Below are 16,012 nucleotides of genomic sequence, written 5' to 3'. Positions count from 1 at the left end.
TAATTCAGAACTTAACAAACTGTTTCAGAAAATTCGGACGTCACAGCGAGACAGGAGAAATTTAAGGCGGGCTTAACAGCAGCGCCCGGCACCGCTAACGGCGGACAAGCGCTGTACATTAATTAATCAGGCTTCGAGCAACGGCTGCCCCAGATAATGATTTTTGTCCGCCACGCCGGGCAAAACAAAAAAGTATCCGCCGCCGATGGGACGAATATATTCTTCCAGCGCTTCGCCGTTGAGCCGTTTCTGCACGGTAATAAAGCCTTTGCTTAAATCGTGCTGATAACAGACGAACAGCAGTCCCATATCCAGCTGCCCTGCCCCGGTAATCCCCGAGGAATAGCTGTAGCCGCGCCGCAGCATCAGGCTGCTGTCGGTTTGCGGCGTGCGCGGATTGGCGAGCCGGATATGCGCATCCAGCGCGATGATCTCGCCGTCCGGATCGCGGGCGTAATCCGGCACGTCGTGCTCGTGCTGCATCCCCAGCGGCGCGCCGGACAACTTCTCACGACCAAAAATGGTTTGCTGCTCGCCCAGCGGCGTGCGGTCCCACATTTCAACGTGAAAACGGATGATGCGCACCGCCTGATAGCTGCCGCCGTGCGTCCACGCCGGTTCCTGCTGTTCCGGTGTCACCCACAGCAGCTGGTCCATCAACTGCGCATTGTGGGTATCCGGATTGGCGGTGCCATCTTTGAAACCCAGCAGGTTGATCGGCGTTTCGCGCCCTTTGCTGCGTGCAGCGTGATCGGCGATAAAGCCGTCGCGCCGCCAGCGCACCGCCAGCAGATCCGGCGTGTGCTTAATGATATCGCGCAGCGCGTGGATCACCGTATCCTGAGTATTGGCGCAGATCTGAATCAGCAGGTCGCCATGACACTGTGCGGCGTCGAGCGAATCGTTGGGAAAGCGTGTCATCGTCTGCAGCTGGCTGGGCTTATGCGCGGCCAGCCCGAAGCGCTCGTCGAACAGTGAATCACCCACCGACAGCGTCAGGGTCAGGTTATCGGGCGCAATGTCCGCACCCAGGATGCCGGAGTCGAGCGGCGGCAGCTGCGGATTGGGCACCGCCGGCGCCGGTCCGCCCTGGGTGAGAAAGGCAAAGCGCTGCGTCAGCAGCCGCAGCAGGCGTTCCAGTTCGGCTTTATCACTGGCCAGCACATCAAACGCCACCAGCATCATAGATGCCTGCTGCGGCGTCAGAATGCCGGCCTGATGAGCGCCATAAAACGGTTGCGCCTGCTGGCGCGCGTCGGGTGCAACCGTGCCAGGTGAGAAACTCTCTGCCGCGCTGGCGGCATGGAACGGACAGCCGCCGCCCAGTGCCGCCACGCCACCCAGCATGCCTAATCCCTGTAACAGACGACGACGCGACGGTTGCGCCGCGTCATTTTTTTTACTCATGATTAATCAAGACCTAAAGTGCCGCGCAGCAGGGAGAGATCTTCCGCCAGCGTGGTGATGGGCCCTTTCAGCGCATTACGGTCGCTGGTGGTCAGCTTTTCATAGGAAGCAAAACCGTCTTTGGTGCGGTATTTGCTGAGAATGCCATCCACCTTCTTAAAGTTCGCGTCCACTTTCGCCAGCAGCTGCGGATTGGCTTTTTGCAGCAGAGGACGCAGCAGATCAACGATTTTCTGTGCGCCGTCGATGTTGGCCTGAAAATCGGACAGATCGGTACGGCTGTAGCGATCTTCCTCACCGGAGATTTTGCTGGACGCTACCTCTTCAATCAGGCCTGCCGCGCCACCGACCACTTTCGCCGGCGGGAAGGCCAGCTCGCTGACGCGGGTTTGCAGATCCTGCACATCCTTATACAGCTGGTCAGCGAACGCGTCCGCGCCTTTGGTGGTGTTGTCGGCGAACAGCAGTTTTTCCAGCCGGTGGAAGCCGGTAAATTTCGGATCTTCCGCTTTTTTCTCGAAGTCATCTTCACGCGCGTCAATACTGCCGTCGAGGTCAGAGAACAGTTCGGCAATCGGCTCGATGCGCTCATAGTGCACACGCGTCGGCGCATACAGCGCTTTGGCTTTTTCCACGTCACCGGCTTTTACCGCGTCGGTAAAGGCTTTGGTGCCGGCCACCAGCGCGCTCACTTCTGCCATCACGTAGACTTTGTAATCGGCAATCGGCCCGACCAGCTGCAGCACATCTGGCTTGCCGCTGCTGGCGGTTTTGCTGTCACCGCTGACCACCAGCTTGCCTTTCGGATTAGTGAGCAGGCCGCAGGTCATGTCATATTCACCCGCTTCCAGGTTGGCGGTGAGCTTCTGGCTGAAGCCGGGCGCGATGTTTTCGCGCTCTTCCACCACCATCACGCCTTTGAGGATTTCCCACTCCAGCGCTTTCTGGCTGTTGTTTTTGATGATGAACTGGGTTTTACCGGCCTGCACGTTGAGCGACATCGGCTCGCACTGCTTGTCAGTGACCGTCACCGTGACCTGCGGTACGGCAGCGGCAGAAGCGGCACCGGACAGCGCCAGCATTGAGAGCAACAGCGCCTTACGGCGGAAGCGAATCGTCATAGTCATATCCCTGTTACATGAAGGTACAGGCGCACGCGCGCCTGCGAAAATTTAGCGCACCGAACGTGCAGCGCTGGGTGCCGGACGCGCCGGGAAGAAAAACAGCAGCAGCGCCGGGATCAGATAAATCAGCCATACTGCGACTTCGCTGACGCTCGGCGCTTCCTGATAACCCAGAATGCCTTCCAGCAGCGTGCCAAAGATCGAATGGGTAGAGAGCGTGTTGCTGAAGTCAAACGCGGTCGCCTGGAAGTGGTTCCACAGTCCCGCCTCGTGGAAGGCGCGGATCGCCCCCGCCGCCAGTCCGGCCGCCACCAGCAGGATGAACAGGCTGGTCCAGCGGAAGAAGTGCGCCATGTTAAGCCGCACGCCGCCGTAGTAAATCAGCATGCCGAGCACGATGGCGGTCGCCAGACCCAGCACCGCGCCAATCGGTGGCGCATAGCCGACATCCTGGGTGAAGGCCGCCAGCAGAAAGAACACCGACTCCAGCCCTTCACGCGCCACGGCGAGAAACACCATCAGCACCAGCGGCAACCCGCTGCCGCCCGGCTTCTGCAGCGCCTGATCGACGGATTTTTCCAGCGTGGCTTTGATATTGCGCGACACCTTGCGCATCCAGAACACCATCGAGGTGAGGATCACCACGGCAATCACCGCCACGATGCCCTCGAACAGCTCCTGCTGTTTCTGCGGGAATTCACCGGTGGTTTCGTTGATGAAAATACCGAGCGCGAGGCACAGCGCCGCAGCGATAAACACGCCAGCCCACATCGCGGGGAACCACTGGCTGCGCTGGGTGCGTTTGAGATAGCTGGCAATCAGGCTGACGATGAGCGCTGCCTCGAGACCTTCGCGCAGCATAATGAGAAAGGGAACGAACATCACCAACCTCTTGAATGTTAAGGAGGGTAAACCTTAGGTAAAAATACGTAAAGTGCGAACGATATCGATTATCATTATCGCGGATGAAAATACAAGTCACCGCGCGAAATTAATTTTGCTTTTGCGGGTCAGGTAGCGATGCGGGAAAGTCAGAGCGGAGTGACAGATTAGGCGATGAATCGCGCGCAGAGGACGTGACACTAACAGTGCGGGGAGCACGGCACTCGCGCTCCCCGCTTTACTCAGGCCATCACCGTTATTTGATGTTGTATTCCGCTTCGGCAGCAATAAAACGCTGCTGCGCTTCAGCCGACGGTTCGCGACCGGCCAGGCTCACCACAACAATCGCGATGCTGGCAAACAGGAAGCCCGGGATGATTTCATACAGATTGAGCCAGGCGTACTGCTTCCAGATCAGCACCGTGGCGGCACCGATAATCATGCCGGCCAGCGCGCCGTTGCGCGTCATGCGCTTCCAGCACACGCCGAACAGCACCACCGGACCGAATGCGGCCCCGAAGCCTGCCCAGGCGTAGCTCACCAGGCCGAGCACGCGGTTCTCCGGGTTGGAGGCCAGCGCAATCGACACCAGCGCAATCACCAGCACCATCAAACGGCCAACCCACACCAGCTCTTTCTGGCTGGCATTTTTACGCAGGAAACCTTTATACAGGTCTTCGGTCAGCGCGCTCGAGCACACCAGCAGCTGACAGCTCAGGGTCGACATCACCGCCGCCAGAATGGCTGACAGCAGAATACCGGCGATCCACGGATTGAACAGAATACGTGCCAGCTCGATAAACACGCGCTCGCCGTTTTCGCTCACACCCGCTGCCTGATTCGGATGGTTCTGGAAATAGGCGATGCCGAAGAAGCCCACCGCGACGGCGCCGGCCAGGCACAGGATCATCCAGGCCATGCCGATGCGGCGTGCGGTACGAATAGAACGGTGCGAGTCTGCGGCCATGAAGCGCGCCAGAATATGCGGCTGGCCGAAGTAGCCGAGCCCCCAGCCGAGCAGTGAAATCACCGCCACGAAGTTGAGGCCCTTCAGCATATCGAGGTTTTCCAGGCTTTTCGCTTCAATCACAGCCAGCGAATCATCCAGGCCACCGACAGCGATAATCACAATCACCGGCGTCAGAATCAGCGCAAAAATCATCAGGCTGGCCTGCACGGTATCGGTCCAGCTCACCGCCAGGAAGCCGCCCACCAGCGTATAGAGAATGGTTGCTGCCGCGCCAGCCCACAGTGCGGTTTCATAACTCATGCCGAAGGTGCTTTCAAACAGGCGCGCACCCGCCACCACGCCCGAGGCACAGTAAATGGTGAAGAAGATCAGGATGACCAGTGCCGAGATGACGCGCAAAATTTTGCTGTGGTCTTCGAAGCGGCTGGTGAAAAAGTCTGGCAGGGTTAAAGCATTATTGTGATGCTCGGTCTGCACGCGCAGGCGACCCGCAACAATTTTCCAGTTCAGCCACGCGCCAATCGTCAGGCCGATGGCAATCCAGCTCTCAGAGATCCCGGAGAGAAAAATCGCGCCCGGCAGTCCCATCAGCAGCCAGCCGCTCATGTCCGAGGCCCCGGCCGACAGCGCGGTTACCACGCTGCCCAGACTGCGACCGCCCAGAATATAGTCGTCAAAGTTTTTGGTTGAGCGGTACGCAATAAAACCAATCAACACCATCCCGAGGATGTAAATGATAAATGTCACCAGCATCGGTGTACTTACTGTCATCTGTCTCTCCACTTATTATTTGATCTCTTAAGAGAAATCTTTTTCCTGCGTTACCGGAACGGGATAACGTCAGGGCTTTACCGCATCCAGAGAAAGCGATTTCTCATAAGGCGCGGTATCCTGCCGCAAAGGTGCGACGCGCACAATGCATTTAACACAGCTGTTACCTGGGTTTCACCTGACTTTGCATTTTTCATGCTCACAGGTTGCGCCTGTTCACATTTTAAGTTGCACCTGATGTCAGCCAGGATGCGTTTTGTTGCGGTGGGTTGCAACTCTGGCGAGATTCTTGCAGCAAGTTCCGTGCCGCTTTTGCTGCGTTAACAAAAAAAGCCGGTTAAAAACGTGCAACCGAGGTCACATTTAACACGGTTGCACAAAGTTGCAACATGAGTGATAGTGCAGCCCACGCTGAAGTTGATTCACACTTTGAGGACGAGGAAATCATGGGAACCACCACCATGGGGGTGAAGCTGGATGAAGCCACCCGCGATCGCATTAAACTGGCGGCGCAAAAGATTGACCGCACGCCACACTGGCTGATCAAGCAGGCAATTTTTAACTATCTCGGCCAGCTGGAAGCGGGAGAAACGCTGGCGGAGATCCCGCTGCAGCTGAATGATGCCGCAGACGATGAGCGCGTACCGGAAGAGAGTTTCCAGCCTTTCCTCGACTTCGCCGAACACATTTTGCCGCAGTCGGTCAGCCGCTCGGCCATCACCGCCGCGTGGCGTCGTCCGGAGACCGATGCGGTGCCGATGCTGCTGGAGCAGGCGCGTCTCCCTGCCCCGCTGGCAGAGAAAACCCACCAGCTGGCTTACAGCCTGGCGGACAAGCTACGGCACCAAAAAGGGGCAACCGGACGCGCCGGCATGGTGCAAAGCCTGCTGCAGGAGTTCTCGCTCTCGTCTCAGGAAGGCGTAGCGCTGATGTGCCTGGCGGAAGCGCTACTGCGTATTCCTGACAAGCCCACCCGCGATGCGCTGATCCGCGATAAAATCAGCAACGGCAACTGGCAGTCCCATCTGGGCCGCAGCCCGTCGATGTTCGTCAACGCCGCCACCTGGGGCCTGCTGTTTACCGGGCGTCTGGTCTCGACGCACAATGAAGCCAACCTGTCTAAATCGCTGAACCGCATCATCGGCAAGAGCGGCGAACCGCTGATCCGCAAAGGCGTGGATATGGCGATGCGCCTGATGGGCGAACAGTTCGTCACCGGCGAAACCATCGCCGAGGCGCTGGCCAACGCGCGCAAACTGGAAGAGAAAGGCTTCCGCTACTCGTATGACATGCTGGGCGAAGCGGCACTCACCGCCAGCGATGCCAAAGCCTATCTGATCTCCTATCAGCAGGCGATCCACGCTATTGGTAAAGCCTCCAACGGGCGCGGCATTTATGAAGGTCCGGGCATTTCCATCAAGCTGTCGGCGCTGCATCCGCGCTACAGCCGCGCGCAGTATGAGCGGGTGATGGAAGAGCTTTATCCGATCCTGAAATCGCTGACGCTGCTGGCGCGCTCGTATGACATCGGCATTAACATCGATGCCGAAGAAGCCGATCGCCTGGAGCTGTCGCTCGATCTGCTGGAAAAACTCTGTTTTGAGCCGGAGCTGGAAGGCTGGAACGGCATCGGTTTCGTGATTCAGGCTTATCAAAAGCGCTGTCCGTTTGTGATTGACGCGCTGGTGGATCTGGCGCAGCGCAGCCGCCGTCGTCTGATGATCCGTCTGGTGAAAGGCGCTTACTGGGATAGCGAAATCAAACGCGCGCAGATGGAAGGCCTCGAAGGCTATCCGGTTTACACCCGCAAGGTGTACACCGACATCTCCTACCTCGCCTGTGCGCGTAAACTGCTGGCGGTGCCTAACCTGATTTATCCGCAGTTTGCCACCCATAACGCCCACACGCTGGCGGCGATCTACCAGCTGGCGGGCAACAACTACTATCCTGGCCAGTACGAGTTCCAGTGCCTGCACGGCATGGGCGAACCGCTGTACGAGCAGGTGGTGGGCAAAGTGGCCGATGGCAAGCTGAACCGGCCGTGCCGGATTTATGCGCCGGTCGGTACCCACGAAACGCTGCTAGCCTACCTGGTGCGTCGCCTGCTGGAAAACGGCGCCAATACCTCGTTCGTCAACCGCATCGCTGACAACACGCTGCCGATTGACGAGCTGGTGGCCGATCCGGTGGCTGCAGTGGAGAAAATGGGTGTCGCAGAAGGCGCCATTGGCCTGCCGCATCCGAAGATTCCGCTGCCGCGCGATCTGTATGGCGACAAGCGTGTTAACTCTGCCGGTCTGGATCTGGCCAACGAACACCGCCTGGCGTCGCTCTCCAGCGCCCTGCTCTCCAGCGCCAGCCAGCCGTGGCAGGCTCAGCCGATCATTGATGGCGAGCTGGGTAGCGGCAGCAGCCGCGCGGTGATCAACCCGGCCACGCCGGCGGATATCGTCGGCAGCGTGCGGGAAGCCACCCCTGAAGAGGTCTCCTGTGCGCTGGATGCCGCGGTGAATGCCGGACCGATCTGGTTCGCCACGCCGCCACAGGAGCGCGCCGCGATCCTCGAACGTGCCGCCCAGACGATGGAAGACCAGATGCAGCAGCTGATTGGTTTGCTGGTGCGTGAGGCAGGCAAAACCTACAACAACGCCATTGCCGAAGTGCGCGAAGCGGTGGACTTCCTCTATTACTACGCCGGCATGGTGCGTGACGATTTCGATAACGAAACTCATCGCCCGCTCGGTCCGGTAGTGTGCATCAGCCCGTGGAACTTCCCGCTGGCGATCTTCACCGGCCAGATTGCTGCCGCCCTGGCGGCGGGCAACAGCGTGCTGGCGAAACCCGCCGAGCAGACGCCGCTGATTGCCGCGCAGGCGGTGCAGATTATGCTGGATGCCGGCGTACCGGCCGGCGTGCTGCAACTGCTGCCCGGTCAGGGCGAAACGGTGGGTGCGCAGCTGACCGGCGACGAGCGGGTGCGCGGCGTGATGTTCACCGGCTCAACCGCAGTCGCCACCCTGCTGCAGCGCAACCTGGCTGGCCGCCTCGATCCGCAGGGTCGCCCGACGCCGCTGATCGCCGAAACCGGCGGCATGAACGCCATGATCGTCGACTCTTCAGCGCTCACCGAACAGGTGGTGGTAGATATCGTGGCGTCCGCGTTTGACAGCGCCGGCCAGCGCTGCTCGGCGCTACGTCTGCTGTGCATCCAGGACGATGTGGCGGACCACACGCTGAAGATGCTGCGTGGTGCCATGGCCGAATGCCGCATGGGCAATCCGGAGCGTCTGTCGACCGACGTCGGTCCGGTGATCGACGCTGAAGCCAAAGCCAACATCGAGCGTCATATCAAGGCGATGCGTAATAAAGGCTTTACCGTGTATCAGGCGGTGCAGGAGCATCCGCAGGATAGCAAAGAGTGGCACAGCGGCACCTTTATCAAACCGACGCTGATTGAGCTCGATCAGGTCAGCGATCTGGATAAAGAGGTGTTCGGTCCGGTGCTGCACGTGGTGCGCTTTGCGCGCAACAACCTGCCGCAGCTGATTGAGCAGATCAACGCCTCGGGCTATGGCCTGACGCTTGGCGTGCATACCCGTATCGACGAAACCATTGCGCAGGTAACAGCCGGGGCGAAAGTCGGCAACCTGTACGTTAACCGTAACATGGTGGGCGCGGTGGTCGGCGTGCAGCCGTTCGGTGGCGAAGGCCTGTCGGGCACCGGTCCGAAAGCCGGCGGTCCGCTCTATCTCTACCGCCTGCTGGCACATCGTCCGGACGGCGCCCTGCGCATCACCTTTGATCGTCAGGATGCCGAACGTCCGGTGGACAGCAGCGTGCGCACCTCGCTGCTGAGCGCGCATCAGGCATTGCAGAGCTGGGCACAGGATAAGCCGGAGCTGATGGCGCTGTGTCAGCGTTACGATGCGCTGAGCCAGGCCGGGACCGTGCGACTGCTGCCGGGCCCGACCGGTGAGCGCAACACCTTTACGCTGCTGCCGCGCGATCGGGTGCTGTGTATCGCAGATAACCAGCAGGATGCGCTGATTCAGCTGGCGGCGGTCACCAGCGTCGGTAGCCAGGCACTGTGGCAGGATGACGAGCTGCACCGGACGCTGCGCCAGTCGCTGCCGGCCGCGGTACAGGCGCGCATCACGCTGGCGAAAGATGTGCTGGCGGCGGAGTTTGATGCGGTGATCTATCACGGCGATGCCGATCAGCTGCGCAGCCTGTGCGAACAGATTGCCGCCCGCGAAGGCGCGATTGTGTCAGTGCAGGGCTTTGCCCGCGGCGAGACCAATCTGCTGCTGGAACGTCTGCTGATTGAGCGCTCGCTGAGCGTCAATACCGCGGCCGCCGGCGGCAACGCCAGCCTGATGACTATCGGTTAAGTAAAGCAGGATCGCCATGGATGGCGTAATGGAGAGCGGTGAAGGACACCGCAAGTTGCAACAAGGCCGTAGCGGCGCCATTCATTGTGCGATGAATCGCGCCGCTACGAAACGTTCCGTCGTTTTTGTACCACTTTAAAACTTACCTGCGCACATCACGCCACCGACTTACTGCGTTTCAAACCAATCAGCGTCGGGAACACAAACAGCGACTGCCCCAGCCCGCGGTTGGTCAGCGACCACACCGCCACCGAACACAGCGAACAGATGCCGACAATTGCCAGCGGATAGAAGCACGCCCACAGCAGTGCAAACCACGCCTGCTCAAACAGATGATGGCGCTGCGCAAACAGAATCGCCGACATGCCGAAGAACTCAATAAAAATGCGGTGGATAACGTAGATCTGCAGCGTGTTGCGGCCAATCCAGTTGAAGTAACGCATGCTGAAGTGCGCGTTGAGCCAGCGGCATGCCGCCACGCTCACCAGCACCGCGATGATGCACATGAACAGGCTCTTATCGAGACCAAAAATCACGTGCAGGCCGGACAGCGCTGCCAGCGCGGCCCACGGCAGAAGGTTCTCGCGGCACAGCTGACTCAGGCGCAACATCAGCGGGCTCCAGAACGCGCCCAGCAGGAAGAACAGGAAATACTGTGCCACGCTCTGCGGTCCCCAGTAGGGAATGATCTTCTCCACCGCCAGATAATTCAGCACCACCGCCGCCACCAGCAGCGCCACTTTGTGCTGACGGAAGATTTTGGCGCACAGGAAGTAGATCGCCAGACCGTACAGGTACCACGAGGTGCTCATCGCCAGGAAGGTCAGCTTAAGGAACTCCAGCAGCGAACCGGCGTAAGCCGCGTTGAGATTCTGCGAGATACGCTGGCCGGTGATTTCAGTCGAAATGCCGACAATCGACCACCACTGAATAAAGCCCCACAGCACGTAGAGATAGAACAGATTGGTAATGCGGCTGGTAAATACCTGTTTCCACGGCCGGTTGAGAATGCCGTTGGTGGCAAGCAGGCCGGAGACGAAGAAAAAGGCGGGCATACGCAGCGGTGATAACACCGTATTAAACTGCACCCATATTTCCGCCGGGATCCAGCCGGCGCTGAGATATTTAACCGTGCCTTCAAAGCCCGGTAATACGGTGTGATACAGCACCACCAGCAATATGCACACCCCTTTCAGGGTATTCACCCATGCAATATCTTCTTTCCTGGCGTTATTCATATTTTTGACTCCTGCTGCGGTGTAGGTCTTAAAGGAGAAGAATGAAGAATCAGGCAGTGAAGCCTTTATGGTTATTCAACGATTATTCAACAAGCAGCAGGGACTGACTCTAGCGAAACTCCTAAAACTTTTTCGCTGGTCCTGATATAACAATACTTTACAGTACCAGAGATAAACTGACCGCCCGGATTTTCGCCCGTGAACGACTGTTATTTAAGCATTCATGGCGTAATTTGACGGTGCGCCGCGCACGTATTGCCGCACGGAAATTAAGAACATTCCGCAGCGGAGTAAACCAGCATTAATTATATCGCCGGAAAATAAATTTAATAATGCGTCAAAAAGGTAAGCGCGGCATTTAATATTTTGCTAGCGGGGAAATAATTCGGGCCAGCGAACCGGCCCGGAGAGATTATTGATTGAGAAACTTGTCGAGAAATTGCCGGGTGCGTGCCTGCTGCGGATTACTGAACAGCGCTTTCGCCGGGCCCTGCTCCACAATACGCCCCTGATCCATAAAGATGGCGCGATCGGCGACGTCACGCGCGAAGCTCATCTCATGCGTAACGATCACCATAGTGCGTTTCTCCTGCGCCAGCGCGCGGATGGTGCTGAGCACCTCGCCCACCAGTTCAGGATCCAGCGCCGAGGTTGGCTCATCGAACAGAATCACCTGCGGACGCATCGCCAGCGCCCGGGCAATTGCGACGCGCTGCTGCTGACCGCCGGAAAGCCGGCGCGGGAAACTCTCTTCCTTACCGTGCAGACCGACCTTCTCCAGCAGCGTGCGTGCGCGCGCAATGGCTTCCGCCTTCGCTTCGCCTTTGACGATCACCGGCCCTTCAATGATGTTCTCCAGCACCGAACGGTGCGGGAACAGATTGAAGTTCTGGAACACAAAGCCGACCTGCTGGCGCAGTTGCCGCACTTTATCCTTCTGCTTGTGCAGGCCGAGGCTGGCGTCGATGCTGATGTCACCGACTTTGACCAGGCCGCTTTCCGGCACTTCCAGCAGATTAATACTGCGCAGCAGCGTGGTTTTGCCCGAACCGCTCGGACCGATGATCGCCACCACTTCGCCGGGCGCGACATCGAGATCGATACCGTGCAGCACCGTCTGGCCGTGAAACTGTTTCACCAGCTGACGGACTTCAATTGCACTCATCTTGCCTCCCGATCCTGACGATTGACGTGCGCTTCCAGCCGGTTTTGCAGCGCCGACAGCACCGTAGCCATCACCCAGTAAATCAGCGAAGCCGCCAGATACATGGTGAACACTTCCAGCGTGCGCGAGGTGATCAGCTGCGCCTGCCGGAACAGCTCCGGCACCTGAATGGTGGCCGCCAGCGAGGTATCTTTCACCAGGCTGATAAAGCTGTTACCGAGCGGCGGCAGCGCGGTGCGCGCCGCCTGCGGCAGAATAACGCGACGCAGCGTCTGCCACGGCGTCATGCCGATGCTGGCGGCCGCTTCCCACTGACCGCGCTCAATAGCCGCAATCGCGCCACGCAGCGATTCCGAGGCATAGGCCGCGGTGTTGAGCGACAAACCAATCATCGCCGACGGAATCGGGTCGAGCTCAATGCCAAACTGCGGCAGACCGTAGTAGATCATAAACAGCTGGGCGATCAGCGGCGTGCCGCGAAAGATCGACACATAGAAACGCGCCAGCCAGTTGACCGGCCAGAAGCGTGACAGGCGCATCAGCGCCAGCACGAAGCCGAGTATCAGGCCGAAGAACATCCCGCCGATACTCAGCTGCAGCGTGAACAGCGCGCCTTTCAGCAGAAAAGGTGCTGAATCCAGCACCAGCTGTAAACTTTCCTGCATTATTTCGTGACGTCCGCGCCGAACCACTTCTCAGACAGCTTGCTCAGCGAGCCATCTTTCTGCATGTCGGCAATGGCACCATCAATCGCTTTCAGCAGCGATTCATTGCCTTTGCGCAGCGCCACGCCCGCTTCCAGACGGGAGAACGCCGGGCCAGCCACCGCCATGGTATTGCCGGTTTTTTTCACCAGATCCAGCGCGGCTAAGCGGTCGACCAGAATGGCATCAACGCGGCCTGAACGCAGATCCTGATATTTGGTTGGGTCATCATCATAGGTACGGATATCCACGCCTTTGACGTTGTCGCGCAGCCACTGCTCATAGTTAGAACCGAGACCCACGCCGACTTTCTTGCCGGACAGATCTTCCGGTTTGGTGATGGAGCCCGCGTTCTTCTTCAGCGTCAGCGCCTGCACGCCGGAGATGGTGTACGGCGTGGAGAAGTCATACTTCTTCTTGCGCTCGTCGGAGATGGTCACCTGGTTGATCACCACGTCGATACGTTTGGAATCCAGCGAGGCCAGCATACCGTCCCATTTGGTCGGTTTGAGATCCGCTTTCACGCCGAGGTGTTTTGCCAGCTCCTGGGCAAACTCGACTTCAAAACCGGTCAGCTTGCCGTTTTCATCCTGGAAGCTGAACGGCGGATAGGTGCCTTCCAGCCCGACGCGCAGCTCACCTTTGCTCTTGACCTGCGCCAGCAAATCTTCTGCCGCAAAGCTTTTTACGTTCACGCCCGCCACCAGTGCGACCGCCATCATTCCCATCACCAGCTGGCGACGAATCGGAGAGAAAGCCATGTTTACCCCATTATTGTGATGTGTTGTGTGCTTATGGTTAATTAACGCTCATTTTGGGCGCGGCGCTTTATCTCGCAATAAAGGGTACCGCTCCGGCATGTGCTCTTTGTAATAACCGCTGGATTATAAACCTTTTTTTGCTGCTGTCTCATACCGAAGGATGATAAGCAAATAACGCCGGTGCGCCGCCGGTATGCACAAACAGCAGCGGCCCTTCCCGGCGGAAACGGTTCTGGCTGATGCCATCGATCAGACCCGCCATCGCTTTGCCGGTATAGACCGGGTCGAGCATGATGCCCTCCAGCCGCGCCAGCAGGCGCACCGCTTCCATGCCTTCGTCATTGGGTTCGCCGTAGCGCGGCGCAAAATAGTCATCCCACAGGGTTAGCGGCGCACGCGCTTCCAGCTCCAGCTGCTGTGCCAGCGCGCTGCGAATGCGCTCCACCACCGGCAGCTGCGCCTCGACCTTGCGCGACACCGTCACGCCCACCAGCTCGCTATTCGGCAGCAGCTGTTCCAGACCGATCGCCAGCCCGGCATGCGTCCCGGCACTGCCCGACGCCACCACCACCGCAGCGAAATCCACCACGCCTTCGCTTTGATGGGCGATCTCCTGCGCGCATTCGACGTAGCCGAGCGCGCCAAGCGCATTCGAGCCGCCCACCGGCACAATGTAAGGCCGGAAGCCCTGCGCTTCCAGCCGTTCTGCCTGCTCTGCCAGCTGCTGCGGCGGATTATGCAGCGCATCAACCATCACGACCTCGACATCCATCAGGTCCAGCAGCAGGCGGTTGCCGTTGCTCAGGTAGTTGGCGGCGTCGGTGCCAATCGGGTTCTCCAGCAGCGCCACGCATTTCAGGCCCAGACGCGCCGCCACGGCTGCCGTCTGGCGCACGTGGTTGGACTGGATCGCACCAGCGGTCAGCAGCACATCGGCGCCTTCACGCAGCGCATCGGCAGCGAGAAACTCCAGTTTACGCAGCTTGTTACCGCCCAGCGCCACCGGCGTGACGTCATCACGTTTAATAAAGATATCGCGTCCGAGGTAATCAGACAGGCGTGGCAAATGCTCTAACGGCGTCGGTGCGCCAAGCAGTTCAAGACGGGGAAACTGGTGCAGAAGATGTAAGGACAATGCAGCCTCCATTCGGGCAATGTGCAGTTATCCCTACAGTGTTGCAGAAGATGAGAAAAGTCGCATCCGGAATTGATCGCGACGCGCCCCGGTTGCTGGCATGCTCACCAGTAACCGGGGCTGAATCACCCTTAGCCGCGCTGCCAGCCTAAGAACTGGTCATATTTGCGCAGTGCAATACGGTAGTTATTGTTGCCCGCATCGGGCAGATCGTTTTGCAGACACTCATGCCAGCTGTTGCCCCGTAACCTTTCTGCCGGGAAATTTTTCGCTTTCAGCATGTCATCAAGACGACGCAGACGCACCACATATTCACGAATGGTACTGTGACTCATCTCGGTCTGCTCAAACAGATATTGTTTGAACGCCATGATATCGAAGTAATTCGGATGGGTATTACAAAAAATATCGCTGCAGAAACGGCACAGCGCCGTCAGTTCCGGCTGCAGTTTCATCCATACCTGATCGTCAATCATCTGGTCCATGCGTGCGATGGCCTCTTTATTGATGATCTGGCCGCGGAACACTAACGCCATACGGTCTAAAACTTTGCCACAGTGTGAACAGTTGCTTTGGCTGTGTTTGTAGTCTTTAAGGTAGCGACTTAACGGTCTGGCTTTAACTTTGGCTCCCATTGCTGAGTCCCCGGTTTTTTTATTTTTGGTTCCCCAGGAACTGAGTCTGTTAGCGCGCTCCCGTCAAACGGGCCCGCAGGCGTTTGATCGCCTGACTGTGCAACTGGCTGACGCGGGATTCCCCCACTTCCAGCACCGCGCCAATCTCTTTCAGGTTCAGTTCTTCCTGGTAGTACAGTGTGAGCACCAATTTTTCGCGTTCAGGCAACGCCTCAATCGCTTCAATCACGCGTTCACGCAGGTTTCCTTCCATTAACTGATGCAACGGGTTGGCTTCCTCATGCCCCTCCGTGACCAGTTCCGCACTGTCGCCGTGTTCTTCCCGATACTCGTCGTACGAGAAAAGCTGGCTGTTATTGGTATCCAGCAGAATCTGCCGGTACTCTTCCAGCGAAACATTCAACCGCTCAGCCACTTCCTGCTCGGTAGCCGCGCGCCCCAACGCTTGCTCTACCTGATGCATAGCGCCGGCCACCTCGCGCGCATTACGACGTACGCTGCGTGGTGCCCAGTCGCGGCTGCGCAGCTCATCCAGCATTGCGCCCCGGATACGCTGCACGGCGTAGGTGGTAAAGGCGGTGCCCTGCAGCGCGTCATAGCGCTCCACGGCATTCAGTAAGCCAATACCACCGGCCTGCAGCAGATCGTCAAGCTCAACGCTGGCTGGCAAACGCACCTGCAGGCGCAGCGCTTCATGCCGCACCAGAGGAACGTAGCGCTGCCAGAGCGAATGTTTATCCATCACGCCATCGGCGGTATAGAGATCGTTCACGTTGACTACCCTGCGTTAATAAAGTTATCGGCATGATTATCCAATTCTGTAGCGGTT

Annotated in this window: 12 protein-coding genes; 1 reads left to right on the top strand and 11 read right to left on the bottom strand. The window is 58.5% G+C overall.

The genetic code is table 11. From position 1 onward, the window contains the following. Positions 1-126: 126 nt before the first annotated feature. From efeB to putP, 4 genes are all read right to left on the bottom strand, one after another. Positions 127-1,407, bottom strand: coding sequence for an iron uptake transporter deferrochelatase/peroxidase subunit (gene efeB / locus K7H94_RS07930; RefSeq protein ID WP_222951919.1), 1,281 nt, complete (start codon positions 1,405-1,407; stop codon positions 127-129). Positions 1,408-1,409: 2 nt separating this feature from the next. Next, positions 1,410-2,528: an iron uptake system protein EfeO gene (gene efeO, locus K7H94_RS07925; protein WP_104093194.1), complete on the bottom strand. Its 1,119-nt coding sequence runs from the start codon at positions 2,526-2,528 to the stop codon at positions 1,410-1,412. Between the two features lie 51 nt (positions 2,529-2,579). Continuing rightward, a complete protein-coding gene (gene efeU / locus K7H94_RS07920) occupies positions 2,580-3,413 on the bottom strand; it encodes an iron uptake transporter permease EfeU (protein ID WP_021509909.1) in 834 nt (277 codons plus the stop codon). A 256-nt stretch (positions 3,414-3,669) separates the two neighbouring features. Further along, positions 3,670-5,154, bottom strand: a complete 1,485-nt coding sequence (gene putP / locus K7H94_RS07915) for a sodium/proline symporter PutP (protein WP_222951918.1) — start codon at positions 5,152-5,154, stop codon at positions 3,670-3,672. Positions 5,155-5,600: 446 nt separating this feature from the next. Between putP and putA the strand changes: the two genes are divergently transcribed. After that, entirely contained in the window at positions 5,601-9,545 is a 3,945-nt protein-coding gene (putA, locus tag K7H94_RS07910) for a trifunctional transcriptional regulator/proline dehydrogenase/L-glutamate gamma-semialdehyde dehydrogenase (protein WP_222952034.1), read from the top strand. A gap of 155 nt (positions 9,546-9,700) precedes the next feature. On the opposite strand, the gene K7H94_RS07905 is transcribed toward putA, so the two are convergent. The 7 genes from K7H94_RS07905 to K7H94_RS07875 all read right to left on the bottom strand — a co-directional run bounded on the left by K7H94_RS07905 (position 9,701) and on the right by K7H94_RS07875 (position 15,955). Then, positions 9,701-10,783, bottom strand: a complete 1,083-nt coding sequence (locus K7H94_RS07905) for an acyltransferase family protein (protein WP_222951917.1) — start codon at positions 10,781-10,783, stop codon at positions 9,701-9,703. A 412-nt stretch (positions 10,784-11,195) separates the two neighbouring features. Then, positions 11,196-11,948: an L-cystine ABC transporter ATP-binding protein TcyN gene (gene tcyN, locus K7H94_RS07900; protein WP_058780700.1), complete on the bottom strand. Its 753-nt coding sequence runs from the start codon at positions 11,946-11,948 to the stop codon at positions 11,196-11,198. Further along, a complete protein-coding gene (gene tcyL, locus K7H94_RS07895) occupies positions 11,945-12,613 on the bottom strand; it encodes a cystine ABC transporter permease (protein ID WP_058757420.1) in 669 nt (222 codons plus the stop codon). Before tcyL ends, tcyN begins: the two co-directional genes overlap by 4 nt. Next, positions 12,613-13,413, bottom strand: coding sequence for a cystine ABC transporter substrate-binding protein (gene tcyJ, locus K7H94_RS07890; protein ID WP_021509903.1), 801 nt, complete (start codon positions 13,411-13,413; stop codon positions 12,613-12,615). Before tcyJ ends, tcyL begins: the two co-directional genes overlap by 1 nt. A gap of 148 nt (positions 13,414-13,561) precedes the next feature. After that, positions 13,562-14,548 carry a D-cysteine desulfhydrase gene (locus K7H94_RS07885; protein ID WP_222951916.1) on the bottom strand — a complete coding sequence of 329 codons (987 nt, stop codon included), beginning with the start codon at positions 14,546-14,548 and terminating at the stop codon, positions 13,562-13,564. Between the two features lie 131 nt (positions 14,549-14,679). Then, positions 14,680-15,183: a flagella biosynthesis regulatory protein FliZ gene (gene fliZ, locus K7H94_RS07880; protein WP_031280184.1), complete on the bottom strand. Its 504-nt coding sequence runs from the start codon at positions 15,181-15,183 to the stop codon at positions 14,680-14,682. A 49-nt stretch (positions 15,184-15,232) separates the two neighbouring features. Continuing rightward, positions 15,233-15,955 (bottom strand): RNA polymerase sigma factor FliA, encoded by a 723-nt coding sequence (locus K7H94_RS07875; RefSeq protein ID WP_021509900.1) that lies wholly within the window; start codon positions 15,953-15,955, stop codon positions 15,233-15,235. Between the last annotated feature and the right edge of the window lie 57 nt (positions 15,956-16,012).

The organism is Pantoea dispersa (assembly GCF_019890955.1).
Classification (GTDB): domain Bacteria; phylum Pseudomonadota; class Gammaproteobacteria; order Enterobacterales; family Enterobacteriaceae; genus Pantoea; species Pantoea dispersa.
The sequence above is the reverse complement of the archived record's forward strand: the minus strand, read 5'-3'. Positions and strand labels throughout refer to the sequence as shown.